This is a genomic window from Bradyrhizobium sp. WSM4873, assembly GCF_055811355.1.
The window spans coordinates 83,437-110,031 of sequence record NZ_JBVVPS010000023.1 but is presented as its reverse complement, the minus strand read 5'-3'; the positions used below and the strand labels follow the sequence as shown (position 1 = coordinate 110,031).

General features: G+C 62.7%; 23 protein-coding genes and 1 tRNA gene. 8 read left to right on the top strand and 16 right to left on the bottom strand.

The annotated features are described in order from the left end of the window. Positions 1-1,944, top strand: a 1,944-nt coding sequence (locus AC0L21_RS26670; protein WP_473264705.1) for a Hint domain-containing protein, incomplete at its 5' end; no start/stop codon positions are given. Between the two features lie 712 nt (positions 1,945-2,656). Here AC0L21_RS26670 and AC0L21_RS26665 read toward each other — a convergent pair. Further along, positions 2,657-2,893, bottom strand: a complete 237-nt coding sequence (locus AC0L21_RS26665) for a helix-turn-helix domain-containing protein (protein ID WP_473264704.1) — start codon at positions 2,891-2,893, stop codon at positions 2,657-2,659. Between the two features lie 409 nt (positions 2,894-3,302). Here AC0L21_RS26665 and AC0L21_RS26660 point away from each other — a divergent pair, with 409 nt between their 5' ends. From AC0L21_RS26660 to AC0L21_RS26640, 5 genes are all read left to right on the top strand, one after another. Next, on the top strand, positions 3,303-3,530 hold the full coding sequence (locus tag AC0L21_RS26660) for a hypothetical protein (protein ID WP_473264703.1): 228 nt from the start codon (positions 3,303-3,305) through the stop codon (positions 3,528-3,530). Positions 3,531-4,586: 1,056 nt separating this feature from the next. After that, a complete protein-coding gene (locus tag AC0L21_RS26655; protein ID WP_473264702.1) occupies positions 4,587-5,237 on the top strand; it encodes a hypothetical protein in 651 nt (216 codons plus the stop codon). A 1,131-nt stretch (positions 5,238-6,368) separates the two neighbouring features. After that, entirely contained in the window at positions 6,369-6,734 is a 366-nt protein-coding gene (locus AC0L21_RS26650) for a hypothetical protein (RefSeq protein WP_473264701.1), read from the top strand. Beyond that, positions 6,731-6,895 (top strand): hypothetical protein, encoded by a 165-nt coding sequence (locus AC0L21_RS26645; protein ID WP_473264700.1) that lies wholly within the window; start codon positions 6,731-6,733, stop codon positions 6,893-6,895. Before AC0L21_RS26650 ends, AC0L21_RS26645 begins: the two co-directional genes overlap by 4 nt. A 304-nt stretch (positions 6,896-7,199) precedes the next feature. Then, entirely contained in the window at positions 7,200-7,790 is a 591-nt protein-coding gene (locus AC0L21_RS26640; protein ID WP_473264713.1) for an ATP-dependent DNA ligase, read from the top strand. A gap of 47 nt (positions 7,791-7,837) precedes the next feature. On the opposite strand, the gene AC0L21_RS26635 is transcribed toward AC0L21_RS26640, so the two are convergent. From AC0L21_RS26635 to AC0L21_RS26610, 6 genes are all read right to left on the bottom strand, one after another. Next, entirely contained in the window at positions 7,838-8,083 is a 246-nt protein-coding gene (locus tag AC0L21_RS26635; RefSeq protein WP_473264699.1) for a PilZ domain-containing protein, read from the bottom strand. Positions 8,084-8,628: 545 nt separating this feature from the next. Next, entirely contained in the window at positions 8,629-8,955 is a 327-nt protein-coding gene (locus AC0L21_RS26630; RefSeq protein WP_473264698.1) for a hypothetical protein, read from the bottom strand. Then, entirely contained in the window at positions 8,904-9,320 is a 417-nt protein-coding gene (locus AC0L21_RS26625; RefSeq protein ID WP_473264697.1) for a hypothetical protein, read from the bottom strand. The genes AC0L21_RS26630 and AC0L21_RS26625 overlap by 52 nt, the downstream gene beginning before the upstream one ends. Positions 9,321-9,364: 44 nt before the next feature. Then, complete coding sequence (locus AC0L21_RS26620; protein WP_473264696.1) at positions 9,365-9,592, bottom strand: hypothetical protein; 228 nt, start codon at positions 9,590-9,592, stop codon at positions 9,365-9,367. A gap of 814 nt (positions 9,593-10,406) precedes the next feature. Continuing rightward, on the bottom strand, positions 10,407-10,865 hold the full coding sequence (locus AC0L21_RS26615) for a hypothetical protein (protein WP_473264695.1): 459 nt from the start codon (positions 10,863-10,865) through the stop codon (positions 10,407-10,409). Positions 10,866-11,279: 414 nt separating this feature from the next. After that, entirely contained in the window at positions 11,280-11,501 is a 222-nt protein-coding gene (locus AC0L21_RS26610; RefSeq protein WP_473264693.1) for a helix-turn-helix domain-containing protein, read from the bottom strand. 772 nt (positions 11,502-12,273) lie between these two features. Here AC0L21_RS26610 and AC0L21_RS26605 point away from each other — a divergent pair. Next, entirely contained in the window at positions 12,274-12,828 is a 555-nt protein-coding gene (locus AC0L21_RS26605; protein ID WP_204511240.1) for a hypothetical protein, read from the top strand. Between the two features lie 316 nt (positions 12,829-13,144). Here the strand turns inward: AC0L21_RS26605 and AC0L21_RS26600 are convergent, their stop codons facing one another. The 3 genes from AC0L21_RS26600 to AC0L21_RS26590 form a co-directional block, all read right to left on the bottom strand. After that, a complete protein-coding gene (locus tag AC0L21_RS26600; RefSeq protein ID WP_473264692.1) occupies positions 13,145-14,374 on the bottom strand; it encodes a tyrosine-type recombinase/integrase in 1,230 nt (409 codons plus the stop codon). 160 nt (positions 14,375-14,534) lie between these two features. Then, a tRNA-Ser gene (locus AC0L21_RS26595) sits at positions 14,535-14,624 on the bottom strand. Between the two features lie 281 nt (positions 14,625-14,905). Then, positions 14,906-15,232, bottom strand: a complete 327-nt coding sequence (locus tag AC0L21_RS26590; protein WP_275172536.1) for a hypothetical protein — start codon at positions 15,230-15,232, stop codon at positions 14,906-14,908. A 530-nt stretch (positions 15,233-15,762) separates the two neighbouring features. On the opposite strand from AC0L21_RS26590, the gene AC0L21_RS26585 reads away from it, so the two are divergent. Beyond that, positions 15,763-19,173, top strand: a complete 3,411-nt coding sequence (locus AC0L21_RS26585) for an autotransporter outer membrane beta-barrel domain-containing protein (protein WP_473264691.1) — start codon at positions 15,763-15,765, stop codon at positions 19,171-19,173. A gap of 1 nt (position 19,174) precedes the next feature. Here the strand turns inward: AC0L21_RS26585 and ilvD are convergent, their stop codons facing one another. From ilvD to AC0L21_RS26555, 6 genes are all read right to left on the bottom strand, one after another. After that, entirely contained in the window at positions 19,175-21,025 is a 1,851-nt protein-coding gene (gene ilvD / locus AC0L21_RS26580) for a dihydroxy-acid dehydratase (RefSeq protein ID WP_473264690.1), read from the bottom strand. A 143-nt stretch (positions 21,026-21,168) separates the two neighbouring features. After that, positions 21,169-22,029 carry an ABC transporter permease gene (locus AC0L21_RS26575; protein ID WP_473264689.1) on the bottom strand — a complete coding sequence of 287 codons (861 nt, stop codon included), beginning with the start codon at positions 22,027-22,029 and terminating at the stop codon, positions 21,169-21,171. 13 nt (positions 22,030-22,042) lie between these two features. Then, positions 22,043-22,972 carry an ABC transporter permease gene (locus AC0L21_RS26570; protein WP_456764320.1) on the bottom strand — a complete coding sequence of 310 codons (930 nt, stop codon included), beginning with the start codon at positions 22,970-22,972 and terminating at the stop codon, positions 22,043-22,045. Then, positions 22,972-23,964, bottom strand: a complete 993-nt coding sequence (locus AC0L21_RS26565; RefSeq protein ID WP_473264688.1) for an ABC transporter ATP-binding protein — start codon at positions 23,962-23,964, stop codon at positions 22,972-22,974. The genes AC0L21_RS26570 and AC0L21_RS26565 overlap by 1 nt, the downstream gene beginning before the upstream one ends. After that, positions 23,961-24,944, bottom strand: coding sequence for an ABC transporter ATP-binding protein (locus tag AC0L21_RS26560; protein WP_473264687.1), 984 nt, complete (start codon positions 24,942-24,944; stop codon positions 23,961-23,963). Before AC0L21_RS26560 ends, AC0L21_RS26565 begins: the two co-directional genes overlap by 4 nt. Positions 24,945-24,947: 3 nt before the next feature. Beyond that, on the bottom strand, positions 24,948-26,585 hold the full coding sequence (locus tag AC0L21_RS26555) for an ABC transporter substrate-binding protein (RefSeq protein ID WP_473264686.1): 1,638 nt from the start codon (positions 26,583-26,585) through the stop codon (positions 24,948-24,950). Positions 26,586-26,595: the final 10 nt, after the last annotated feature.

The window sequence follows — 26,595 nt, the reverse complement described above, 5'->3', positions numbered from 1 at the left end:
ACGGCCTTCCAGATCGCTGGGGGAGCTGGACATGACACCTTGGTCGCCCAAGGCTTCACCTTCACGGCTGACCAGCGAGCGGCCATCTTTAAAACGAGTTCAGTCGAGACCATCACGGATCAGAGTGGCACCTACATCGCACCACCACCCTCACCGGGCGACGCAACGCTTACCACCGGCAATGACACGGTTGTAGCGCCAGCGTCGGGCGCAACCGTTTATGGCACGGCGGCGACGCTGAACGCCGGCGACAATCTGACCGGCAGTATCGGAACAGACGTCCTGAATCTGGTCGGTAGCGGGACCTTTCGCATCGATCAGCTGGCGGCCTTTACCGGCTTCGAGCGGATCGTGCTCAGCAACCCGACCAACGGCGGCGCGCAGCTAACGCTGGGCAGCTTACCCATCGAAGTCGACGGCACCGGCAATCTCATGGTGATGGTCTATACGCCTTCGAACTGGAACGGCAACGACGTCATCAAAGGCGATGCCACTCTTAGCTACTCCACGACAAGCCTCCAGTTCTTCAGCAACTGGGTCTATCCCCAGACCGACGCAACTTATGACCTGACCGCCAACACATTCTCCAAGATCGCCACGGTCTACGGTAACGGCGATAACCTCACGCTCAACATCAATAGTGCCGACACGGCCAACATTCAGTCTTTCTTGGGTTTCAGCCAAAACGATCGCCTGGCGACCTTCAGCTCGGCCCTGGACCTGTCGCATACGACCGTCAGTGGCTTCACCATCGTCAGCACCAACAACACAGGTACCACGTTCACCGTCGGCGATGTCGGGACGGCCTTCCAGATCGCTGGGGGAGCTGGACATGACACCTTGGTCGCCCAAGGCTTCACCTTCACGGCTGACCAGCGGGCGCAAATCTTCAACACGAGCTCAATTGAAACGATCATCGATGCGAGCGGGACTTATCCGCCGCCTTCGGAAGCGTTTCAGTACATGTATCTGTGCAGTTTCGACGTGGTGTCGACTGGAGGCACTTCCTGGGAATTGCATGATGGAAGCCCGGCAGTCGGTATCAACCCCGTTTTGATTACGTCCGCAACGGCAAGCGACACAATCTCGAACGGCAGTAGCGACAGTGGGACGCTTTTAGGCGACGTGCCGAATGATCGATTTTCGATTACGAATGGGTCGCCTTCCAGCCTGAATGGCACATATCAATTCGTATCTCTCGCTACAAATAGCGAAGGCATAAATGGCTTCATCGCAACCCGTCTGCTACCTGACGGGACGACGCTCGGCCCATCCTACTTTTTCACAGACACAGCGTTTGCAAGCGGAGAAGATGAAACCGCGCGTAAGCTTTATCTCTATTCTGGCAATCAGACCATTTGCTTTATGGCCGGCACCTTGATTCGAACTGTCGATGGAGAAGTTCCGGTCGAAAAGATCAAGGGAGGAGATTTGGTGATGACCACGCAGGGCCGGCCGGCGCCAGTCTGTTGGCTCGGAAGACAAACGGTTTCTACTCGTTTCACCGATCCGATGAGAGTCCTGCCTGTCCGCATCAAGGCACACGCGCTTGACGACAATGTTCCGTCACGCGACCTTCTGATCTCTCCGGACCATGCGATCTTGGTAAGTAACGCACTTGTTCAAGCAAGTGCCCTGCTCAATGGCACCTCGATAATTCGCGAGTACACTGTGCCCCAGACTTTTACCTACTATCATATAGAACTCGAAGATCATTCGCTCATCCTCGCCGAGAACACGCCAGCCGAAACCTTCGTCGACAATGTCGACCGGCTTGCGTTCGATAATTGGGCGGAGCACGACACTCTTTACCCCGAGGGACGACAAATCCAAGAAATGCGATATCCAAGAGCGAAGGCATACAGGCAAGTCCCCCGCGCGACTCGTGAAGCAATCGCAAGGCGCGCTACAGCACTTTTTGGCGAGGTTTGCTCAGTCGCATAGTTGCGTGTGAATATCTTTTTGAGGAACCAAATATGGCGAAGTCTCGACCCGACGCGAGTCTCAATCGGCAATTACTGATCTTTGGGAAATTAATCTGCTCGGAAGGCCCATTACGAGGCTTGGCGCCGCAATCGCGACTGGATGGAATGGAAGCATGGGATGCACGCTCTCGCACTTCCGCTTCCCACCCAGAGGCCCAGACGGGCTGCTGCTCCTCTGGTGATTATTCATCGCGCTTTACGAGCAAATTCAAGCACGTCGGTCATATTCGGCGACGCCTTGCGTCGACCTCATATAACCGACTGATAATGAAAAGAAAAACTCTATTCTGCGATCATAGAGATCAAACGTGCAGGCGCTATAGCGACTTCCGACAGCTGACACTAGGGTGCTGGAAAGCAGAAATGTCCAAGAGGCCGAACACTGGACAACCGGGCAGTGTGAGCGTTGCTCGTGGCTCGCATGTCTCGTTTCCTGTCTCATAGCCTCGAACCGGCCGTAAGTCATGGAAATCAGAGCGGGATCGCTCATCGGCGTCGCGGCCGACTGTCTCATGAGACAGGTTGAGTCAGCGCGGCGACTCACTGTCTCACGCCGGAACGATGGGGCTTTCGGACGAGGCGCCACAGTGAGTCATATCGGCTAGCCTGCTGGTCAATCGATCGTGGCCTCAAGGCTCTACAGGACTGCGCAACTCACGAAAAATCTCTTTTTATGCTCCAGAACTGTCATCCAGGAGCATCCATGGCTTCACCCTGAGTCCTCGGGCAATGCGCGCAATGTTGTCGAGCGAGACATTACGCTCGGACCGTTCGACTCCGCTCAGGTAGGTCCGGTTGATGCCGCACTCATGCGCCAGCGCCTCCTGGCTTAGGCCACGCTCAGCGCGCAGCCGGCGCATGTTTCTTGCCAGAACATCCCGAAGCGGCCCCTTGTGCGTCTTTTTCACAAGGCCGATCCAGCCAACTGACCGCTTTTAAGGCTACCGCTTTTAAGTTACAATCGTTTTGCGATCCGCTCAAAAAAACGACGCCTTCATGCGCTTGGGTGAGGTTATTCTAGGACGACACTGGTGGACCATTGGTGAATAGTGAGGAGGCACAGGATGACGAATGTGGAGCGTACCTCAGCTGGATTGCAGATTGTGATCCCGGGCTGCGAGCGACGGACCTTACCGCGGTCGACAACGCGCAGCGACGACACCGGCCAAGGACTGCTCAGTTTCTACAGGCCGCCAACCATGCATGAGCAGCTCAGTAAACGAGCAGATACACCTTTGCGAGCCAGCAAGGGGCAGAAGTCACCGTCACAAGCTGGCCTGTTCGGTGTCCAATCTCGGCCTGAGTGAGGGAAGCCGCTTGTCCGGTCAGCGCGACGTCCGCGACTATTTCGCGCAATACTATGGAGCCGTTGAAGCATACGAGCGCGAACTAAACCGTGCGTTCGGTTTCGCCTTTTTGCCTGAATTGGATGAGCAAGGGGCAGAGGCGCCGCCCGGATCCGAACTGCGACGTACCTACGATGCGATGATGGACGCAAGGAGAGCGCGTGACGAGCGCCACCCGCCAGGAACATGGATGGGTTGAAGCGCGATGACTCAGCGGCTGAGCGCCTGATTGCTAGGGCAAAGGTTTGCATCACCGCCCCGGTGTCTCACCGGCCTGCCGGTGGGGTGTCTCCCGCTAAGTCTCTCTTCCATATTGGTTTCCTAACCGGGCCCCCCCCTGAGACACCTGTCTCATCTGAGTCAGCGCGATGACTCGCGTCGTCTCACGAGGCGGATTCGAGGCAGATTGCCCTGCTAGTGCGCGCTCAGGCCCATCATCCCGTTGTTGGGGGTATCGACCTCAGGCGCGAGTGTCTTTCCGTGCTGCTAGGAGCCGTAGCAGTGAGACACTCTGCTAATTCTTAAGATGTCTCACCAGCAGTCTCAGCTCTCTCGGAGGCTGACTCGCCTTGCCTAGTCAGTCCGGGAAAAGACTTGAAGCTCCTGACGAGGGAGAAGGCCCACTCGGCCTCGCGTACTTGGCTGCCCTCCGAACTCTACTGGAGTTCGGGCGGCGTTGACCCCGCCGCGTCCGCCCGTCGCGCCTTGTGGAGGGGCGTGACGATTGGGATGATTTTTTCGGCTCATCCCGCAAGTCGGCCGGTTCGGGTTGTCATCCCGCTGACGGCTGCGACTTGCCTTCAACCGCTCCCGGGGTTGCCGGGCACCTGAAGGCCGCGGGGAGGGATGGGCACACCGTGAACCCGCGCATTTTGTTTCCGATCGCCAAAGCGGCGTCTGCTTGAGCTCGCGGCGGGCTGGCGGTAATTCATCGCCGGGGGAAAGGGCTGTGCTCTTCCCTCCCCGGCGACGAGATCATGGCCGATCTCGACTCGTCGCAATTCTCGCGACGGTCGGCCGATGTACCTTGATTGAGGCGGGAGCCACCGAAGCCGACCCGCAATCGCGGAGCCAACGGCCGACCGAACGCGGCGGTTCGGTCAGCGCGTAAGCGCCGTTTCTTGGAACTCCTCCTCGCCTCCGGCGGCAGGAGAGCGCACCAACACGAGTTGGGCACGATCAGAGGGGATCGGCGGCTGAGCCGCCGTGACGCCCGTGACGGTATCGATACCGTCACGGTCAACGAAGCTCCTCGGTGGGTCACATTGCCATCGCCTGCGGTACGGAGAGGCTATTTTCTGCAACCGACGCCAAACAAGCGGGCTTGGGCTTTGTCGCGGCGGCAGGTATGATCCGTTCTCATATTGCATTGAGTGCCGCCGCGGGGTTTTACCATGCCCACAAACCGGTCAAAGAGATCCAATTTCGAAGGTATGCTTCTTTTCTGGAAGCAATTGTTATCGAGGGTGCGCCCGCCCATGGTCGCACGCCGGCATTCGTATTTGTGGACGAGCTTCACCTCCGGAAGAATCGGACATCGCTTACGTCAGCGCTTGCAAAAAACCAAAATTCCATGATGGCGTTCGCGATGCCCGACGACCTCACCATGCGCCGCACCGTAATTGGCGGCGAGACCGCACCCGACGATTACGAGGTGATCTGGGACGAGCTCGTCATCGGGCGGATCTTCCACGGCGTGGGCGTCGGCGGAACCGGCGGGTGGTCATGGTCGGTCTTCCTGCCGAACGTGCCCCAGCGCGACCAGCACCGCGGCGGCGCCGGCAGCCTTAACGAAGCCAAGGCGCGCTTCCGGACCGCGTGGGACGATCTGCACGGGCAGACCAGCTACGATGAGATCAGGAAGGCCCGCGAGATCCAGGGCCGCCGGCGGCCATGGCACCGGTAGCGCACCGCTTGCGCGTTTAACTTGCGTGAAGGCACCCATCGGACGCGCGTTGTATACATGCGCAGGTTGGGGACCGAATCAATGCTGAAGCGAGTGGCCAGAGCCGAGCAGCATCCACGCTGCGACAACTGCGACGTCCCGACAATCGTGAGAACCTTCGTTCTCGATACCCAGTCCGGTCGCGAAGTCGGGGTGTATCAATGCCCCAACTGCGCCAAGCTGCACTGGAAAGAGTGAAGCGAACCGGGACATGCGGTCGAGAAGAGGCGCGCCCCACTCGAGGCGGCCTTACTCGCTCTGGGCTTGCGATATTGCGCGTTTCAGTTCGGCTGCGCGCGTCCCCATCATTGTCTATTCACTGCCGTCTAGTGCCCGGTTACGAGATCTGTGGCGTCGAACGAGCCAGTACACACCATACCCAATAGCTAGCAACGGAAGGCCTGCGCCAGCAATTGGCCCCGGTGCACCCCTCACCTGGCCGGGGGCGTTTGAGCAATTGCCGTTGCCGTTACACGCCAGAGCGGGAGCAGAAATTCCGAAACCAAACGATAGTGCCGCAGCGACTAAAGGGATCATCATCGTTTTCATGGCTACGCTCCTGCAGGCGTTTGATAATTCTCACATTTAATTAGATTATTCAGTCGCGACATCGGGCCGAAACAATAAACCTATATCTTTCATAGGAACGCAGCCATATCGTATGTTACAAAACTGGTTGAGCAGCGATTTTTAAATGACGATCAGTTTGCATTATTCAACGCGCGGCCGCTCAAATTAACTGATGCGCCAGCGCTGGGGTTCGCGGTACTCGCCTGCTTTTACCGTGAAACACGTCGAAGGCTGCCCCTCGGCAGGTCCGGAAGCCGCCGGACGCAAGCTGGCCGAGAAGGCGGGATCGGGCCGCCAATGGCCGCATCCAAATCAAGGAAATCAATTACGCCGTAAAAGCAGCGGTCCAGATAGGTCGCCGGCATGAGAATTTATTGGTCGACTCGGAACCCCCAAAAGGGACACCCACTTGAATCCGCGCCGGCTCGCCGCCCGAGCTGGCGGAGCGGCCCCGGCCACCCTCAAAAGCCCCCCTGAAGCCGGGGCCGTGTCTCCGCCCGGTCGTTTGTATGGAGTAAGCGTATGCGTTCCTCGCCCTCGATCGTGCCGGCCGATCGGCTCGATCGCGACATCTACCTTGTCCTCGAAGACTTCGGCGCGCGTGCCGGCTGCGCCTGGCGCGAGACCGACGAAGCCGAGACCGACCTTGAGACCGTGCTGCAAGGGCTCCTCTCTGGCCAGTACGCTTATCCGGTCCGCATCGTGTGCTTCAACGCGATCGAGGGATGGTCGCGCGACGCGACCTCAGACGTCGCCGACGCGCTGGCCCAGCGCGCGGTCGACAACGACGATGAAGTCTCCCCCGCCCTCGAGGGCTTCATCAGCGCCAACGCGACCAGGCGCTTCGACATACAGCTCACGCTGCCGCTGAAGGGCGCCGCAGCATGATGTACCGAGAGGGTAAGCCGGCAGGCCCCGCGCCGCAAGACGATCGCGAGCACTTCATCCGATGCCCGGTCTGCGGCAAGATGCTGGATATGCGCGACCTCGGTGACGTGCTCGACCATCTGCACGGCCAGGAGATCGAGGAAGAGCCCACGGCACATTGACGGAGGACCGGACGTGGCATGCGCCCGCTGTGACGGCACCCACTGGGTTTGCGAGAACCATCCCGATCGCCCGTGGGACGGGCCAAACGCCTGCGGCTGCGGCGGCGCCGGGGAGCCCTGCCCCGACTGCAATGATGCCGCGCCGGACGAGCTGCCGGTACTGCCGAAGGGCTTCGACCCCGCTCTCACCAGCATCGAGGTCATGCGGCCGCTGGTAAGGAACCCGGCTGGAAAGCCGCGCCGGAAGCCACTGAAATAGGCCGGCCGACTCCAAAAAGGCCGCGTTAGGCCCTATCTGTTGGCCATGCTGAAAGCGTTCGAGTTCTGCCTGCCCACGGCAGCGAAGACGGTGCCCGTCGGTCCCGACTGGATCCACGAAATCAAATATGACGGCTACCGCCTGCGCGTCGAGCGCCAGGGCAAGGCCGTGCGGCTGATCACCAAGAACGGCCACAACTGGACCACCCGATTCCCATGGATCGCGCAGGCCGCGCTGGAAAACCGCGAGCAGCACTTCGTGATCGACGGCGAAGCAGTGGTGCTCGGCGTCGACGGCGTCTCGGACTTCAACGCGCTGCATTCGCGCAAGCACGACGACCAGGTACAGCTCTACGCCTTCGATGTCCTCGCCCTCGGCGGCGAGGATCTGCGCCAGCTGCCCCTGAGCATGCGCAAGGCCAATCTGGCGCGGGTGCTGCGCGGCCGGCCCGACGGCATGTTCGTCGCGCCATTCGAGGCAGCCGGCATCGGCCCGGATCTGTTCGGCGCCGCCTGCCGCATGGGCCTCGAGGGCCTGGTGTCGAAACGCAGCGATCGCCGGTACAGCGGCGGCAGGTCCAAGGACTGGATCAAAGTGAAGAACCGCACGCATCCTGCGATTGCACGGGAATTTTGACCAGCGCGATTAATCGCAACGAAGATCTGCGGATAGCGCTAGCCGATTCAATCTGTTTTGAAGACAACGCCGATGCGAGTGTCACTGCACCAAACAAGACGACAATCTCTGATGATACGGTCTCTTTCCAACATCATCTTGAATGTGGCACGAATGTGCAACTTCGACTTCAACTCGATCCCCGCCCCGTCCTCCGAGATGTTGAACACGCGGCAACGTTGGCTGCCGCCATCTCCGAAAATATAAGCGGCTAAGTCGACGTCCGCCCGTTCGATCTTCCGGCGATCCGACATTGTTATCCTTGAGTTGAGGCGCCTGTCTCATGTCCTTCACTAGCCGATGCTATTTCGAGCAGCCGAAACTGCCTCGCGATCCGAGTTGCCAAGTTCGACCGCTCTCTGGCTAGCTCTCTCCGATAGTCGGATACCTCGTGTCCGTCCCGCTCAAGGACATCGATCAGGATTGTCTGATTCTGAACATAGGTTGCCTTATCAGCGATCTCCCGCGTCAAAACGGCCAGTTCTTCACTCTCATCTGAGGTCATGGCAATCTAAATTGTAAAATTACTGAGGCTCGGAAAGACCCTATTTTACATGCACAATACCTTACGAATAGTTACGCAAGCGCGCTGAACCGCCAGCTTGGGCCGACGAAGGACTGGATCAAGGTCAAGAACCGAACGCGGGTGATGGACGCACACAAATAGAAAAGCCCGGCGCGAGGGGCACCCCGCACCGGGCTCAAAGTCTGGGAGGTTTGACACGAGAGGACGTCGAGCTCCCCTCACTCTTGCTTGCGGCGAGAGAGGTAGCGCAGCCCGGCGGACTTGCCCCCGCTCCTACGCCCTGCTCTGCTCGATCAGCTCCTGGATGCCCGCACCGGTGAAGGCCGCAAACGTCTCACGCAACCAGGCGCGGACGTAGCTGACCAGAATCCGCGATTCGGCCTTCTCGATGAAGCTGCCGAACGCCAGGCCCTGCCGCTGCACCTCGGTGCAGGCGCGCGCCTCCAGATGCGGGATGGTGAGGATCTGGCCAGCCCGGCTGGAGAGGAAGCCCGCAAAGCGCGGATCGGCATCCCATTCCTTGTAGCCGGCCTCGTTGACGTAGTTCTTCACCAGCAGATGATGCGCGCCGGCGCCGAGTTTCTCCGAGATCGCCGCCATCTCCGACAGGCTCGCCGCGCACCGAGCACGTGCAGCAGCGCCAGATTGGAGCGGCCTGCGCGCACGTCGTTGAGCAGCCCGGTGCGGCTGAGCTGGTCCAGCACCTCGGTGAACAGGCCGGCCTTGATGTCGATCAGCGTGACGCCCGTCAGCCGATCGAACACGCGCATCTGGTCGTCGACCGACTGCATGTCGACCACTTCACTGGCGGCCGCGAACTGGCGCAGATCTCCGGCCGGCCACTCGGCATCGTAGATCCTGCAGCCGACCTGCCGGTACCGCATGTAGTCGTCGAGCGCGCGGCTGACGGTTGTCTTGCCGACGCCGCCCTTGTCGGCGCCAACCATGATGACCAGTGGCTTCATGTCAGGAGGTCCTTCGGTTATGTCGTGATCAACTGTGCCGGGCTCTAATCCAGCCGCTCGACGCGCACGAAGCCGAGACCGCCGATCCCGAGCGCATCGGCGCCGGCGCGGCCGAGATCGACGCAGCGGCTTGCGATAAACGGGCCGAGGTCGGTCGACAGCGCCTCGATCGACGCCCCGTTGCGCAAATTGGTGATGCGGAAATGGCGGCCGAGATCGGCGCGCAACGGCCGCGCGATGGTGAAGGGATTGGCCGCGTAGGTATCGAACACGCGGCCCGATGCGTGCGGCGGCCGTGATAGCCGTCGCCGACGCCATATTGCGATCAGAGCTGGATCGCTCGTTAGCGTTGCTGCGACTGTCTCATGAGACAGGCGAGTCAGCGCGGTGACTCACGACCCCCGATCGCGGGTTTTGAACCTTGAGTGACCTCGAACGGCTTGAGGCGAGCGCGTCGTGTGGCCGAGCAAGCAGGTGCATGCCAAGGCGACGCGGTTGCCGTACCAGGTGCGTGTTGTGCCGATGGGCACGCACGGCTCCGAGCCCGTCGGTGCTCGTGCCTGTCTGGCTGTGAAGCCGTCAGGCTGCTCGTGAATTTAGGACATAGCTCCTCCTCCGTCGTCCTCCCCTCCCCGCTACCAGGGAAGAGACACGGTCTCGGACCACGATTTCCACTCGCTTTATCCGGGCATCGCGTGACGTGCGATCAGTCGGTCCTCCGAATGGGGGTCGGACCCATTCGACAGGGGGATATGAGTTGCCTCGGTATATCGCGCGCCGATCGTGATACTGCGCGCAGGGCCGGAGAACCTGACATGCGGCTTCGTCGTCCGTTCCGCCAGGGTGAGAGCCCGCGAGATTGCCGGTGAAGCCGGCTCTAGCTCAGAATTGAGCGCCCAAGCGCGCTGCGGTCATTCATCGGCGGGCGAGAGAGCTGTGCTCTTCCCGCCCCGGCGACGAGATCATGGCCGATCTCGACTCGTCGCTATTCTCGCGACGGCCGGCCGAAGTACCTTGATTGCGGCGGGAGCCACCGAGCAGACCCGCAACCGCGGTGCCTACGGCCGACCGAACGCGGCGGTTCGGTCAGCGCGCAAGCGCCGTGTCTCGGACCTCCTCCTCCTCGCCCTCCTCAGCATGAGAGGGCACGAGGACGAGTTGGGCACGATCAGAGGGGACCGGCGGCTGAGCGGCCGTGACACCCGTGATAATTTGGGCATCGTCACGTTCAGAGTCACGGTCGTCACGCAGCTTGCTGCGCCGCCGACGCTGGCGTTCCGCGGCAGTGGCGTCCTTGGCGCTTGACGAGCTGCCGATCGCCGGGCTGCCAATCGGGACCAGCGCAAACTGCAAGCCAGCAACTTCGATGATCCGGCGGACGATCACTTCCGCATATTTGGGAAGGAAGACAATGGACTTGTCGTCTTCCGGATACGGGACCTGCTCCCGCACAACAACGTTGCCGCGAAGGTTTTCATAGACGGCGATCGCTCCTTGCGCCGGGACGATAGTATCGCCGTCATCCCAATCATAAGCATCGCTCATGAGCGCCCCCCATGCGTGACGACGCTTGAACGAAGCTCCTCGTTCGGGTATGCAGAATTAGCAGCTGCCCAAGTACCAAAGAAAGCCGGCGCCTCCCGATTTGCCCTCGGGGGGCGCTTTCTTTTGTCCGGCGGATCCGGTTCAGGAATAGCTACGGCGAACTCGTGTTTAGTCGGGTCGGAACCGGTGGCTGGAGACGAGCCAACCTTACCTTCAGCGGTAAGGCATTTGGGCGACGAAGTTGAAACGCCTTGAGTTTCAATGAAGCGGGCTTGACCCAAACTCCGGCGTAAGTGCCTTGAAATGCCTAAAATCCTCCCTTCGCTAGGAAGAGGCACCTGCTGAGTCACGGCATCCATACGCCGGCTCGACGACGTCACCATTGCGGGAGATCCAATCGCGGGCTGCATGATGCTACTCAGTGCCCCGGCGCTCGGATTCTTCCGCCAAACGGCGCTCGACGTATGCGTCGATGCTGCGCCAAGTAATCTTCCGAGAAGCCCCTTCCAGGTAACTTTCCAGCGCTCCGGAGTTCAGAAGCTCATAGAGCTTGGCGCGGCCGATGCGCAGCGCTGCCATTGTTTCATTAACAGTCGCGACGATAGCGGGACCGCTTGCAGTTTTCGTTCCGAACATTGATGCACCTAGTTGTTCATCGCTATTCGACTAAACAGCAAGGCACTCGATTCAGAACAGACCTAAGTTGATGTAACGCGGCCTATCACCGCAACACACTGAAAGTGCCCCTCCTGGCACGCTTTTCGCGGGGGAGTTACCCTGAAAGTTGTTCTGCGTATTATCCAACATTACCAAAGTTTTGCAGGAGCATTGACGATAAGTACTTGAAAAATTCGCCCGCATGTCGCGCGAATCGCCCTGAAACGATCCACAGGCGGCCTGCATCTGTACTAGTTCGTGTGCCGAAGAGATGGTGTGGATCTTTGCAGATCAGCGGATACTCCATCCTCCACATGCCGTTGACCGGTCATTGCTTTTCGGCGCATCCAACGGAAGCTACGGTTGCGATCTACGATTTCCGTTCGAGACAACCCCACGCGGCTGAAACGCCTTGATGGCGATGGGCGTTTAGGCTCTCGTCTGCTTGCGACCCAGGCTGTGTAAAAATGGTGCTCACGTAACGTGGACCTATAGGCGACGTGCGCAGCATGTGGGAGACTCGGTCATATGGTTGCTGAACTCGCGACCGTCCACATATGGATTCAATGCAGTCGCATCGAAGGTCGGGGGAGAGCATTGAGGCGGTCGCCGCGCCGATGTTCGCTTCGGCGCGAGCAAGTTGTCGCGGAGGTTGGCGACACAGGTCGTAGCAGCGCGTCGGTGCGTGCGGGTGTCTCGCGGCACATGCGGATTGAAACGAATGGTCAGGCGATTACCGGAAACCCTCAGAATGCAGACAGACACAATGGCTAATTCATTGCCCGATAAAGATCAGTGGGTCCTAGTCGAGGGCCCTGGCCCGGGTGAAGCAGAGTTTCTCGGCCGCTGGTTGTTGGCCGCGGCAGCTGCCGATCGAGCCTTACAGGAGCGTTTCGAGCACAACACAACGTTGAAGAAACAAATCAGCTCCCTTGAAATTATCTATGCGATCCGCTTCTCGTCAGGGGCTACCAAATTTTTGGAGCTGCTGATGAGAGATCTCACAGCATTCAGCCTTTCAGTAGAAGATGAGTGGATCGAATTGTTTGCCGTCATGGCGGACTTAGGCTTTTTCCGTTTGACCGGCGAGCGCTATCAGATGACTCTCCCCTCCGTGGCTTCGGGCTGCGCCATCGAGGCTTCGCTTTTAAAGCTGGCAGCCACAGAGCATCGTTTTTGCCTACATCCGGAACACATGATTCACTGCATCACCAAGATCGATGCGCACACATGGCATTCGAGGCTCGAAAGCATCTCTTGGATGCAGAGAGTGGCCGATCGCGACCTTCTGCTGGGAGAAGGCTGATCTTGTCGTGGGCCGTGACAGCAACACCTAAACACCAAGTTCTTGTTTCCACTCATGGCACGCCGCGAGCGGGTCTCATTCATCAGCTTGGCAATCCTAGCGAGTCACCGCTAGCCCAACTGATTGCGGAATCCATCAATCAAAACCGCTCCGGTCAGCAGTCCTCGCTTGAGCCGGATATCTGCCTGTTTTCGTCAGCTGGCAGGCAATCACGACAAACGCCGTTCACTGGCTATCACAGGCCGTCGACTAGTAGATCAGTGCCGAAACGATAGGCCGCCGCGGGGCCCGAGTAGATCGCGCTCCTTCCAGGCGCCTACCCTGCCCTGCGATCGTTTAATTGGGCCACATTAGCGCCCGTGAGGAATACGGCCCAATCCTTCATCAACGACCGGCGCTTTTCTAATTTCTGGCCTCGCTGATAGGCAGCGGTCGTCTCGCTCTTGTACTTGTGGGCCAGCGCAGCCTCGCGCACACCGTCCGGATAGTCGGTGCATTCCTCAGCCCAAGTTGCGAAGGTTGACCGGAAACCGTGCACCGTCACATGCCCGTAGCCGAGCCGGTCAAGTACCGCGAGCATCGCATTTTCGGAGAATGTCCCACCCTCGGGATTGGCAAAGATAAGTTCGCCTTGACGGCCGTCTCGCATCTCGTCGAGGACTGCCAACGCGGGCTCGGTCAAAGGAACGTAATGGTCTTGATCCATCTTCATTCGCTCGCCCGGGATCTTCCAGGTCGAGCTCGGGCGATCGATTTCCAACCAATGCCCTTCGACCGCCTCGTTCGTGCGGCAGCCCGTGAAGATCAGGAATCGTAGCATTGCGGCAGCAGTCCCGGACGCGCCGGCAAGAAGTTTCATGAAAGCTGGCGCCTCGGTATACGGCAATGCCGGATGATGGCGGACAACCCGCTTGGGACGCTTTGGTAGCTTTTCACGCAACTGCCTCGTAAGCTCGGCCGGATTACGAAAGTCCGGATCGTCGATATCAACGTTCTTCGCGATAATCGTTTCAATCCGGCCGCGAACCCGGTTCGCAGTCTCGCGCTTCTCCACCCAGATCGGTTCGAGCAAATCGTGGATGTGGCTCGGCTTGATCTCCGCGATGGTCAGCTTACCGATGCTATCGTAGGCGTAACGCTTGAGAGAAGACGGCCACTGGTCGCGATGTTTCTCGCTCCAACTCGACCAGTTCGCCCGGATGTAGGCTTCTGCGCACTCCTCGAACGTCGGCAACGCAAACTTCGCCTCGACGGCTTTCGCCTCTTCCCGCGCTTTTCGCCTCTCGCGCACGATGTCGACGCCCGCGGTGCTACGATCGCCCTTCACGCGCAGGCGGGCCGCGTCGCGCGCGAGCCGTGCGTCCTTAAGCGACACGTCCTTCAAGGAGCCGAGGCCGTGCCAGCGCTCTTTGCGATCTTTCCAATATCTGTATGACCAGCTTTTCGATGTTGGTCCGGTGACGATCAAGTAGAGCCCATCGCCATCGGCGTACTTGCCGGGCTTCGTTTGACGCTCCACGTCGAGCGGTTTGAGCCTTCCCGCCATTGTTCCTCCAGAAAACCGTCCTCCGAACCCACGGGCAAAAACTACGGTCAGTGACTGGATTAGGAAGAACACCGGCGAACTGCGATGTACAGCTCTTCGGCTCAAGTCACTGATTTTGCTGTGGAGTTCGAACGACTGCGAACAGTGGAGAACAATATACTGGCGGAAGGGGTGGGATTCGAACCCACGGTACCCTTGCGGGCACGCCGGTTTTCAAGACCGGTGCCTTAAACCACTCGGCCACCCTTCCAAACCCGGAGTGGCTGTCGCTTAACGTAGTCGACGGCGCATGGCAACGCGAAGTTGGCGCCCGTCCCCTTCTCCGGCATCGGATCTGTCAGGCGAGCGTCAGCCTGTTCCCTTGCCCTATGCCCTCTCGGCAATCCCGGACACTGGCGACATCTCCCAAGGCGTCGCCGGTTGCGAGGCCCGGTTTGGAGTCGCTTCCGTTTCCGGGCATCATTTGCCGACTGCAAAGAAAAGCGGCGCCCCCGAGGGAGCGCCGCTTGAATTCTGCGTTGTTGCTCTAGCTCAGTAGCCGCCGCAGGACGCACACCCCATCTGCACCGGAGCGTAATACGAATACCCCGGCTGGACCATCTCGACGCGCTGGCGCGTGGCGTATTGGGGCGGAATGCGCTCGTACTGGACGCTCGGCGGCGCCACCATCACGGTCTGCGGCACCATCACGGTGCGGTACTGCGCCGGCGCGCGGTGCGCCACGACGGAGCCCGGCGACACCATCACAGTCTCGTCGACAGTTCGGTATTGCGGCTGCACGTATTGCTGCTGGTAGCAGGTCGTGCACGGCGGCGGCGTGTAGCAATTGTAGCAGCCGGCGGAAGCCGCACCGGTCATTGAAATCGCAGCGACGACTGTTGAGAAAACGACAGCGAGAGTGCGAGACATTGTTGTGGTGCCCCAATTGCCCGAAACGGATTTGCGAAGGTAGCTGGCAGTATACGCCGCAAAATTCTGAGCTGCCGAAGTTCGTCGGGGCATCCTTAATGCAAACGGCCGGCCTGCGCCCGCTGCTAAGGACTCGTTGACCATTCGGGCGCGCCTGTCGATCCATCGACCAATGGTCGCGGCTCGCGATCGACGATCATGGCGCCCCGGCGGATCCGCAACGCTCGACCAGGCGCCTGCTGGTGCCGCTCGCACCCGACGGTGGCGCGGCCCGCCGCTGTCGGTGCGGGTTGGCGTTGCCGCCGGATCACACTCTCCGGAAAATCCGCCAACAGCCCCGGGGTGTGACCGCATCTTGTGCATTTCTCGCGCGCTGATTGCATCGCGTCCTGCTGACGCCCGCAGCCGGATTTGCCATAATTCATGGTTGGGAATCACTGCCAGTTACTTAAGCGAACCCGCCGGCAGGGGATGGAAGGATGCATCATCGACCAGTGTCACGGCGCCACCAGCGCGCCTTGAGCGGGAAGCTCGCCCTCGGCCACAGGCGCGCCCTGCTCGCCAGCACGGCCTTCACGGGCGCATTCATTGCCGTCATTGCCGGGCATCCCGGCAGCGCGCTCGCCGCCTGCGCCGTCACCGCTGGTCCCAACACGGTCACCTGCAACAGCACCGTCACCACCAACACCACGAATACCGACGCCGCAACGGCGTCGTCAGTCGATCGCTCGCAGGCCTTCAGCGCGGGGGCCGTGAGCGCCACGATCAATACGGGCCAGACGGTCAGCGGTTATGGCCTTGCGATCAGCGCGAACGGTGCCGGCATCAACGTCGTCAACAACGGCGCGGTGACCACCACCCAGGCGGTGCACGCGCTCGACATCAGCACCAGCACCGGGAACATCGTCTATTCGGGCAACGGCAGCGCCAGCAATACGGCCGGCTCCGGCATCGGCCTCAACATGAACACCAACGGGCCCGGCACCATCACGATGGGGACGAGCGGAACCCCCGTCACCCCGAACTTCCAGGGATCGACGGCCATGCAGCTCATTGCTGCCAGCTCGATAAACATGACCCTGAACGGAGGCTCGCTGACGACGCTGTCGTCCTTCGGCGATGGCGCCCTGATCAGCGGCGGGGACGTCTCCGTCGCACTGACCGGCAACGGCGCCATCGTCAACGCCAGCGGCGCCACCGCGGCCAGAGGTCTCGACGTCTTCGGCACCGGGACCATGACCGTGACGTCGAATGCGACCATCGGCGGCGCCAGCGCCGCCACGTCGTTCGGCACCGGCATCCTCGCGATAGCGACCGCCGGCAGCGGCGACGTCACAGTCAACCAGACCGGTGGCACGATCTTCGCGACAAACTTCGGTATCAACGCGAGCAGCGGCGCCACGGGATCGGGCTCCGTCATCGTCAACACGGCGTCCGGCAGCGCGATCACACTCACCGATCCGGCGGCGAGCGGCATCGACGCCAGCACGAACGGCACCGGTGCCGTGACCGTGCACCAGGCTGGCGCGATCACGGGCGGCGCCCTCGGCATCAATGCCGTGATCTTCAACGCCGCCAATTCTCGCGACATCACCGTCACGAGCAGCGGCACGGTCGATGCTACATTCACAGGCATCAACGCCGTCACCGCGGGAACCGGCAACATCAACATCACGACCTCAAGCACGATCAACGGCCCCTTCGGCGGCGGCATTGTCGCAAACGCGGTAGACGGCCGCATCACCGTGAACGTGAACGCCGGCACCGTCCGCGGCAGCGCCGCCGGCTTTCTCGCCCCAGGCATCGCGGCGACCGCATCCGGCAGCGGCGGCGCCACCATCAACATCGCGGCGGGCGCGACCGTCGCCGGGTCTCAGTTCGAGGGCATCACGGTCAGCGGCACGAACAACTTGATCAACAATTTCGGCACCATCAGCGGATTCGGCGGTGTCCGTGCCACCGGCGCGACCACGATCGTCAATGCCGGCACGATCGCGAGTTTTTCCGAGGGGGTCCGGTTCGATAGCGCCGGCAGCACGTTGGAGATGCAAGGACCCAACGCCACTCTCACCGGCCAAGTCGTCGGCAGCGGCTCCGATACGATCCGTTTCTCCGGCACCGGCTCCAACACATTCGATGCGAGCCAGATCGACGCCGGCTGGGGGCTGATCGACAAGACAGGCTCCTCGAATTGGGCGCTGACCGGAACGTCGACGACAACCGCATTCGTGACGGTCAACGGCGGCACCTTGTCGGTCAACGGCGACATCAGCTCGACCGGCGGCGTCACGGTGAATGCCGGCGGCACGCTGGGCGGCATCGGCACGGTGTCGTCCACCATCATCAATGCCGGCGGCTCGCTCGCGCCCGGCAACTCGATCGGCACGCTCACGGTGAGCGGTAATCTCACCTTCGCCGGCGGCGGCAATTACGTGGTCGAGGTCTCGCCGGCCACGGCGGATCGCACCAACGTGACCGGTAACGCGACGCTCGCCGGCACGCTCCGCGCCATCGGCACCGGCGGGACCTACACGCCGGGCACGCACTACACCGTCCTGAACGCAGCAGGCACGCTCAGCGGCAGCTTCGGCGCGCTGGCGATCTCGGGCAATTTCGGCGTCACGCGGCCGCACGTCGAATACGACGCCAACAACGTCTATCTCGTGCTTGATCAGGCGCTCGTCTCGCCGTTCCTGATCAACGGCACCCGCAACCAGGTCGCGACGGCGGGAGCGGTCGATTCCGCTTTCCTCGGCGGCAGCGGCGCATTCTCGGCGCTGATTGGCTTGACCTCGCCGCAACTCAACGCCGCGCTGGATCAGCTTTCGGGCGAGGTGCACGCCTCGACGGTCGGCACGCTGGCGAATGACAGCCTAGCGATGCGCGGCGCGATCCTGGGGCGGCTGCGGCAGGCCTCGTATGGAGGCGACATCGACTCCATGGCCGCGCTGTCGTTCGGCGGATCGCAGGCCGCGTTCGCGGCATACGCGATGGAGAGCGCACTCGCCTACGGCAAATCGCCGATTGTGACGAAGGCCCCGATGGCGCCGCCGCGAGCGATCTCCGACACCGTGTTCTGGGCCCAGGGCTTGGGCGCCTGGGGCACTTTCAATGGCGATGGCAATGCAGCCGGCGTGCGGCGGGATCTTGCCGGCTTCATCACCGGCTTCGATACGCGCGTCGGCGGCGCTGGCCGTCTCGGAATGGCCGCAGGCTATACTGGCACCAAGAATATGCTCGACGGTCGTGGTTCCTCGAATGTCGATACCGCGCACATTGCCGGTTACGGCGGCTGGCGCTTCGGCAACGTCAACCTGCGGGCGGGCGGCGCGTATGCGTTCCACACGATCGACACCGATCGGCTGGTGAACATCGTCGGCTTCGCTGATCGCCTGACCTCACGGACTGACGGCAGCACCGGGCAGATCTTCGGCGAGATCGGCTACGGAATCCCCTTCGGCAAGGTTGCGTTGGAGCCGTTTGCCGGGGCTGCCTGGGTGCGTGTGCACACCGATGCCACCGCCGAACTCGGCGGCCCGGCGGCGCTGAACGTTGCGGCGCAGACCTTCGAAACCGGCTATGCGACGCTCGGCGGGCGCGCCGCGACCTTCGTGCCGCTGGCGCACGACATGACGCTGATCCCCCGCACGACCGTCGCCTGGCAGCATGCATTCAACAACGTGACCCCGGCTGCCGTGATGGCGTTCCAGGTCGCCCCGGCCCCGTTCACGATCGCGGGTGTGCCGGTTGCGCGCGACTCGCTGCTCGCGGAGGCGGGCTTCGATCTTGCGATCGGCCGACACATCACGGTCGGCCTCTCCTATGTGGGTCAGATCGGCAACACGGTCACCGATCACGCCGCCAAGGGCAAATTCTCCTGGGCGTTCTGACCTAGCGCGCGCGCCGCTTCACCTCGCGCACCGCGCCGCGCGCGGCGCTGGTGGTGAGCGCGGCGTAGGCCTGAAGCGCGGTCGAGACGTTGCGCTTGCGGCCGATCGCCTGCCAGGCGGCATCGCCCCTCGCCTCTTCCGCGGCGCGGCGCTTGGCCAGCTCCTCGTCGGAGACCTCCAGCGTGATGCTGCGGTTCGGGATGTCGATGGCGATGCGATCGCCGGTCCTGACGAGACCGATGTTGCCGCCTTCGGCGGCTTCCGGCGACAGATGTCCGATCGACAGGCCCGACGAGCCGCCCGAGAAGCGTCCGTCGGTGACGAGCGCGCAGGCCTTGCCGAGGCCCATCGATTTCAGATAGCTGGTCGGATACAGCATCTCCTGCATGCCGGGGCCGCCGCGCGGGCCTTCATAGATGATGACCACGACCTCGCCGGCAACGACCTTGCCGCCCAGAATGCCTTCCACGGCCGCGTCCTGGCTTTCGAACACGCGGGCGGGGCCGGAGAATTTCAGGATCGAGGCGTCGACGCCGGCGGTCTTCACGATGCAGCCGTCCTGCGCGAGGTTACCGTAGAGCACGGCAAGACCGCCGTCCTTGCTGAAGGCGTGCTCGAGGTTGCGGACCACGCCCTTCTCGCGGTCGGTGTCGAGCTCGTCGTAGCGACGCTCCTGGCTGAAGGCGACCTGGGTCGGGATGCCGCCGGGCGAGGCACGGAAGAAGGTGCGGACGGACTCGCTCTTCGAGCGCTTGATGTCCCAGCGCTCCAGCGCGTCGTTCATGGTCGGCGCGTGCACGGTCGAGACCGACGTGTCGATCAGGCCGGCGCGGTCGAGCTCGCCCAGGATGCCCATGATGCCGCCGGCGCGATGCACGTCCTCGACATGGACGTCGGCGACCGACGGCGCGACCTTGCAAAGGACAGGCACGCGCCGCGACAGTCGGTCGATGTCCTGCATGGTGAACTTCACCTCGCCCTCATGGGCGGCGGCGAGCAGATGCAGCACCGTGTTGGTCGAGCCGCCCATCGCGATGTCCAGCGTCATCGCGTTCTCGAACGCCTTGAAGTTCGCGACATTGCGCGGCAGCACGCTAGTGTCGTCCTGCTCGTAGTGGCGGCGCACGATATCGACGATGGTGTGGCCGGCCTCGACGAACAGGCGTTTGCGGTCGGCGTGGGTCGCGACCACCGTGCCGTTGCCGGGGAGCGCAAGGCCAAGGGCTTCCGTGAGGCAGTTCATCGAATTGGCGGTGAACATGCCCGAGCACGAGCCGCAGGTCGGGCACGCCGAGCGCTCGATCACCTTGACGTCCTCGTCGCTCACCTTGGAATCGGCGGCTGCGACCATGGCATCGATCAGGTCGACCGCCTTGGTCTTGCCCTGCAGCGTGACCTTGCCGGCCTCCATCGGTCCGCCCGAGACGAACACGGCGGGGATGTTGAGCCGCAGCGCGGCCATCAGCATGCCGGGCGTGATCTTGTCGCAATTGGAGATGCAGACCATGCCGTCGGCGCAATGGGCGTTGACCATGTACTCGACGCTGTCGGCGATCAGCTCGCGCGACGGCAGGCTGTAGAGCATGCCGTCATGGCCCATGGCGATGCCGTCGTCGACCGCGATGGTGTTGAACTCTTTCGCCACGCCGCCGGCCTGCTCGATCTCGCGGGCGACGAGCTGGCCGAGGTCCTTCAGATGGACGTGGCCGGGCACGAACTGGGTGAACGAATTGACCACCGCGATGATCGGCTTGCCGAAATCGCCATCCTTCATGCCGGTCGCGCGCCAGAGGCCGCGGGCGCCCGCCATGTTGCGGCCGTGGGTGGTGGTGCGGGAGCGATAGGCTGGCATGGCGGTTTCCGTCCTCGGGTTTGGCTGGCCGGGCGCGGCAAAATTTCGAAGCCGCCTCAGGCCTTTCCGGCCGGATAGCGCACGGGGGGAACGCGCGCAACGGGAACTTGGGCCGGACAGGGCTCCCCTGCTCCCGGCGCGGGCTATTGCAGCTCGGGATCGAGCCGGTCGCGCAGCCAATCCCCGATGACGGAGACCGCCAGCGTGGTCACCACGATGGTGGTGGCCGGCGCGAGCATGATCCAGGGGGCCCGGGTCAGGTACTCGCGGCCGTAGCCGACCATGTTGCCGAGGCTGGTCATCGGCGGCTGCACGCCGAGGCCGAGAAAGGACAGGCCCGACTCCATCAGGATCACCTCGGGAAAGACCAGCGTAGTCGAGACGATCAGGGTCGAGGCGATGTTGGGCAAGATATGCCGGAGGTAAATCCGCGCCGGCGTCGCGCCGAGCTGGCGGACCGCGGCTGCGTAACCTTGCGCATTGGCCGAGATCGCTAGTCCGCGCGCGATGCGGGCGTAGCGCTCCCAGCCGAAAAATCCCATCAAGCCGATCAGGAGTGGCAGCGAATTGCCGAAGAAGGCGAGCACCGCGAGCGCCATGATCAGGAAGGGCATGCTGGCCTGGAAGTCGGACAACATCAGCACCAGCTGCTCGACGGGCCCGCGGAAATGCGCGGCGAGGAAGCCGAGCATAGTGCCGACGATGGCGGAGATCGCCGTGGCGCCAAAGGCGATCAGGAGCGAGATGCGGATCGAGACGAGCAGCCGCGACAGTACGTCGCGGCCGAGCTCGTCGGTGCCGAGCCAGTGCGCGACATTGCCGGGAGCAGCGAGACGATTGCGAAGGTCGAGCTGGGTGTAGCCATACGGCGCGATTTTCTCGGCGAAGGCCGCGATCACCAGCATCGCGACGATCCAGCCGATCGCGATAGCGACCGAGACCGGGATCGCCGGGAGGCTCATGCGGCGGCGGGCCGACGCGTCCTTCAGCGTTGCGTCAGTCATGCATGCGCTCCCTTCATGCGTGCGCCCCCTTGGCGCGCAGGCGCGGGTCGAGGAAGCCGTAGAGGAAGTCGACGATCAGGTTGGAGGTGACCATGGTCATCGCCACCAGCAACAGGATGCACTGCACGACGGCGAGGTCACGGTTGGCGACGGCGACGACGAGCAGGCGCCCTACTCCTGGCCACGAAAACACACTCTCGACCACGACCGCGCCCGCGATCAGCGTGCCCACCATGAAGCCCAGAATGGTGACTGTCGGAATCGCCGCGTTCGGCAGCGCATGCGACGTCACGACTTTTCGCCACGGCACGCCCTTTGCCGAGGCGGTGCGGATATAGGGCTGGCCCAGCACCTCCAGCATGGCGCTGCGGGTGAAGCGCGCCAGCACCGCGGCGCCGCCAAGGCTGAGTGTCACGATCGGCAGGATGGCGTGACGCCAGCTGTCCTGCCCGCCCGAGGGCAGCCATCCGAGCTGCACGGCGAAGACGAGCACGAGCAGCAGCGCCAGCACAAAACTCGGCACGGTGAAGCCGGCGACCGCCGTCATCATCACCGCGCGGTCGATGCCGGAGCCCCGGTGCAGCGCCGCGTAGATGCCGGCGGGAATGCCGAGCGCGACCTTGAATGCGAAGGCCGGCAGCGTCAGCGCCAGCGTTGCCGGTATCCGCTCCAGCACAAGCTCGATCGCAGGCCGCCCGTCACGCATGGAACGGCCGAGCTCGCCTTTGGCGATCGCTCCAAAATAGTCGAGATACTGAAACCAGATGGGATCATCGAGGCCCCACGCCCTGCGGAAGGCGGCGAGGACTTCCGGCGGCGCTTCCGGTCCCAAAATCATCAGCGCGGGATCGCCCGAGAGACGCAACACCACGAAGGCGAAGGTGACGACGAGCACGATCGTCAACGCCGCGCGTCCGATCCGAATGGCGAAATAGCGTCCCATCACGCCGCATCCCGCGTCTCGACGTGCGGCCCCGCCACAAGGTGGCAGGCGACCTGCCTGTCGCCACCGACGTTGGACAGCGCTGGCACCTCGCTTGCACAACGCGCGATCGCGCGCGGACAGCGCGGATGGAAGGCGCAGCCTTGAGGACGGGCCGCCGGGTTCGGCGGATCGCCTGCCAGCACAATGCGGCCTGCGCTGCGGCGGCCCGGCGCGGGCGATGCCGAGACCAGTGCTTGCGTGTACGGGTGCTCCGGCCGCGCGAACAGATCATCGGCGCTGCCGATCTCGACGATGCGGCCGAGATACATCACGGCCACCACATTGCTGATCTGCCGGACGACCCGCAAATCATGGCTGATGAAGAGCAAGGTCAGCGCAAGCTGAGCCTGGAGATCGGCGAGCAAATTCACCACCTGCGCCTGGATCGAGACGTCGAGCGCGCTGACCGGCTCGTCACAGACCAGGAAATCCGGCTTTGTCGCCAGCGCCCGCGCCAGCACGATGCGCTGGCGCTGTCCGCCGGAGAGCGCGCCCGGATAGCGTGCACCATGTGCGGGTGTCAGTTCGACCGCGCGCAGCAATTCGCGGACTCGCTCCTCGCGCTCGAGGGGCGTCCCGAGGCCGTGAATATCCAGGGGTTCACGGATTTGCGCGGCGACCGGCAACCGCCGGTCCAGTGCTCCCAGCGGATCCTGAAAGATCATCTGCATGTGCGCGCGTTGCGCACGCCATGCGGTCGTTCCGGGCGCGGCCATCGGCTTGCCGTCGAACCGAACCTCGCCATGGTCCGGCGGCTCGAGGCCAAGTACGATGCGGCCGGTGGTCGACTTTCCCGAGCCGGACTCGCCGACGAGGCCCAGCGTCTCGCCCTTGCGGATCGTCAGCGACACGCCATCGACCGCATGAACGGCGGTACTTCGGCCGAACATCCCGGAGCCCATGCTGTAGCTGCGCGAGATCGAGGCCACGTCGACGAGCGGACGGCTCATTCGGCAGCCATCCCGAGCAGCGCGCGACGCGAAGCCTCGGCGCGAACGCAGGCAGCGGCGCGATCCGCCGCGATCGGCGCGAGGGTTGGGGCTACAATGCCGCACGGCGCTTCTGCGAGCGCACAACGCGGCGCAAAGGCGCATCCATCAGGCATCCTCGCGGGATCGGGGACCGTTCCGGGAATGGCGGTCAGGCGGCGCCTCGGCCCGTCAAGCGGCGGCAGCGCGCCGATCAGGCCCTGCGCATAGGGATGGACGGGATCGGCGAAAAGCTGGTTCGCCGGCGCCTCCTCGACAATGCGGCCCGCATACATCACGGCCACGCGGTCGCAGTTTTCGGCGACGACGCCAAGATCGTGGCTGATCAGGACCATCGCCATGCTCATCTCGCGGCGGATGGTCGAGAGCAGTTCTAGAATCTGCGCCTGAATCGTGGCGTCGAGCGCCGTAGTCGGCTCATCCGCGATCAGCAGGTCGGGATTTCCGGCGAGCGCCATCGCGATCATGATGCGCTGGACCTGGCCGCCGGAGAACTCATGCGGATAGGCTTCGAGCCTGCGCGCCGCGTCGGGAATGCCGACGAGATCGAGCAGCCGCCGCGCTTCCGCTTTCACCGCGCCGCCCGAGATATCGCGATGCAGCGCCAAGGACTCGCAGAGCTGCCTGCGGATGGTCAGCACGGGATTCAGTGCGCTCGCGGGATCCTGGAAGATCATGGCGACGCGCCCGCCCCTGATACGATCGAGCTCGGCGGCCGCCGCACCGAGGATCTCGCGACCGTCGAGACGAACGGAGCCCGAGACGCGGGCATTCCGCGGCAAGAGGCCGAGTGCCGCAAGCCACGTCACCGACTTGCCCGACCCGGACTCGCCGACGAGGCCCAGGGCCTCGCCCTTGTTCAAGGCGAGATCGACACCACGCAAGACCGGCACGCCGTGGAAGGCGACGCTGAGGTCCTTAATGCTGATCAGCGGCGCCACCGATCAGGCCTCGAAATTGCCGGCGCGGAAATCCATCGCGAAGGCCGGCGACGCCTTCCACTTGATCGACTTCGGCTTGGCCGTGAAGGTCGCGTTCTGGTGCAGCACCGTATAGGCCGGGTCTTCGCGCTCGGCGATCTCCAGCATGCGGCGGAACGCCTTCTTGCGGGCGGCCCGATCGATCGAGGTTTCCAGGAACTCCGAGAGCGTGTTCAGCTCGGCATTGGTCCACTCGCCGATCTGTTGCTGCTGGCCGTTCGGTCCGTGCTGGGCAACCAGCGACGATACGGGATCGTTGAAGGCGGCCGAGTTCGACCAGTCGCGGACCGCGCGCGTCGGCGCACGTTCCATGATCTGCGACCAGTTCTCCTTGGTTTCGATCTGGACGTTGAGACCGACCGACTTCCACATCTCGACCAGCACCTGCGCGGTCGCGACCTGGTTGGTGTAGTAATTGTTGAGCAGGCGATAGGGAATGGGATCGCCCTTGTAGTTGGCCTGCTTCAACAAATCCTGCGCCAGCTTCGGATCGTAGGTCGGTACGCTCCAGTCGGCGTTGAACATGTCACCGTAGAACTCCCACTGCAGGCCCTTCGGGACGCGTGTGCGACCGGCCCACAGGCTGTCGACGATCGCCTGACGGTCGATGGCATGAGTGAAGGCGCGCCTTACAAGTGGATTGGCGAGTTGGGCGTGGTTCTTGTCGAATACGGTCAGACGGTGATTGAGGATGGTGCCGCCCTGCACTTCGAAGGCCGCGTTCTTCTCGATGCCCGCGATCTGGTCCGGCGGGATGTCGCAGGCGAACTGATACTCGCCCGAGAGCAGCCCGTTGATGCGGCTCGCGACCTCCGGGACCTCGAGGAAGCGAATGCGCTTGAGCGGTGGACGGCCGCCCCAATATTCGTCGTGGGCTTCCAGCGTCAGCGACACGTCGGGCTTGAGCTCGACGACCTTGTAGGGCCCGGTGGTAACAGGCTTGCGCGCCCAGTCGAGATAGCTCGCGGATTCAGCCCAGGCGCGACGGTTCGCGATATCTGAGCCGTAGCGCGACAGCCGACCCTCGATCGTGACGTCGGGCGTCGCGTTGTAGAAGCGCACGGTGTATTTATCGACGGCATCGACGCGGACGAGATCCGGCCAGATCCGGCGCGCAACCGCCGGAACGTCCGGCGGCAGCTCCTTGCCCGGCCGCGGCGTCGGAATTTTCTCAAAGGCCTGGATGGTGCTGCGGCTCTTGGCCTCGGTCTCACCGAACATGCGCTCGCGGCTGAACGTGAAGACGACGTCCTCCGCCGTCAGCTCGTCGCCATTGTGGAATTTGACGCCCTGGCGCAGCTTCACCTCGACAGTCTGGTCGTCGATACGGCGCCACTCGGTGGCAAGCCCCGGCACGGCCTCAAGGCTGCCGCGCCAGTTCTTGGAGATCAGGCCTTCCCAGATCGACGAGAAAAAGACGCGCTCGCCGACATTGGACTGCTCGCGCAGCACGTCGAGCACGTTCGAATTCGTCACCTTCTGCACCGCGATGGTGACCGAGGGACGGTTGTCCGCCTGCCCGATCGCAAAGCGCGGCAGCAGCAGCGTGCCTGCGGCAACGCTGCCGGACTTCAGGATGGTACGACGCGTGAGCTTGCTCATGATGATAACC

What these genes read in the sequence shown, in the direction of transcription:
- AC0L21_RS26565 (WP_473264688.1), bottom strand. Translation starts at nt 23,964, where the DNA reads ATGAGCCGTCCGCTCGTCGACGTGGCCTCGATCTCGCGCAGCTACAGC.
- AC0L21_RS26640 (WP_473264713.1), top strand. Translation starts at nt 7,200, where the DNA reads ATGCTGAAAGCGTTCGAGTTCTGCCTGCCCACGGCAGCGAAGACGGTG.
- AC0L21_RS26605 (WP_204511240.1), top strand. Translation starts at nt 12,274, where the DNA reads ATGCAGACAGACACAATGGCTAATTCATTGCCCGATAAAGATCAGTGG.
- AC0L21_RS26650 (WP_473264701.1), top strand. Translation starts at nt 6,369, where the DNA reads ATGCGTTCCTCGCCCTCGATCGTGCCGGCCGATCGGCTCGATCGCGAC.
- AC0L21_RS26610 (WP_473264693.1), bottom strand. Translation starts at nt 11,501, where the DNA reads ATGTTCGGAACGAAAACTGCAAGCGGTCCCGCTATCGTCGCGACTGTT.
- ilvD (WP_473264690.1), bottom strand. Translation starts at nt 21,025, where the DNA reads ATGCCAGCCTATCGCTCCCGCACCACCACCCACGGCCGCAACATGGCG.
- AC0L21_RS26625 (WP_473264697.1), bottom strand. Translation starts at nt 9,320, where the DNA reads ATGAAGCCACTGGTCATCATGGTTGGCGCCGACAAGGGCGGCGTCGGC.
- AC0L21_RS26630 (WP_473264698.1), bottom strand. Translation starts at nt 8,955, where the DNA reads ATGGCGGCGATCTCGGAGAAACTCGGCGCCGGCGCGCATCATCTGCTG.
- AC0L21_RS26585 (WP_473264691.1), top strand. Translation starts at nt 15,763, where the DNA reads ATGCATCATCGACCAGTGTCACGGCGCCACCAGCGCGCCTTGAGCGGG.
- AC0L21_RS26600 (WP_473264692.1), bottom strand. Translation starts at nt 14,374, where the DNA reads ATGGCGGGAAGGCTCAAACCGCTCGACGTGGAGCGTCAAACGAAGCCC.
- AC0L21_RS26615 (WP_473264695.1), bottom strand. Translation starts at nt 10,865, where the DNA reads ATGAGCGATGCTTATGATTGGGATGACGGCGATACTATCGTCCCGGCG.
- AC0L21_RS26570 (WP_456764320.1), bottom strand. Translation starts at nt 22,972, where the DNA reads ATGGGACGCTATTTCGCCATTCGGATCGGACGCGCGGCGTTGACGATC.
- AC0L21_RS26645 (WP_473264700.1), top strand. Translation starts at nt 6,731, where the DNA reads ATGATGTACCGAGAGGGTAAGCCGGCAGGCCCCGCGCCGCAAGACGAT.
- AC0L21_RS26635 (WP_473264699.1), bottom strand. Translation starts at nt 8,083, where the DNA reads ATGTCGGATCGCCGGAAGATCGAACGGGCGGACGTCGACTTAGCCGCT.
- AC0L21_RS26590 (WP_275172536.1), bottom strand. Translation starts at nt 15,232, where the DNA reads ATGACCGGTGCGGCTTCCGCCGGCTGCTACAATTGCTACACGCCGCCG.
- AC0L21_RS26555 (WP_473264686.1), bottom strand. Translation starts at nt 26,585, where the DNA reads ATGAGCAAGCTCACGCGTCGTACCATCCTGAAGTCCGGCAGCGTTGCC.
- AC0L21_RS26575 (WP_473264689.1), bottom strand. Translation starts at nt 22,029, where the DNA reads ATGACTGACGCAACGCTGAAGGACGCGTCGGCCCGCCGCCGCATGAGC.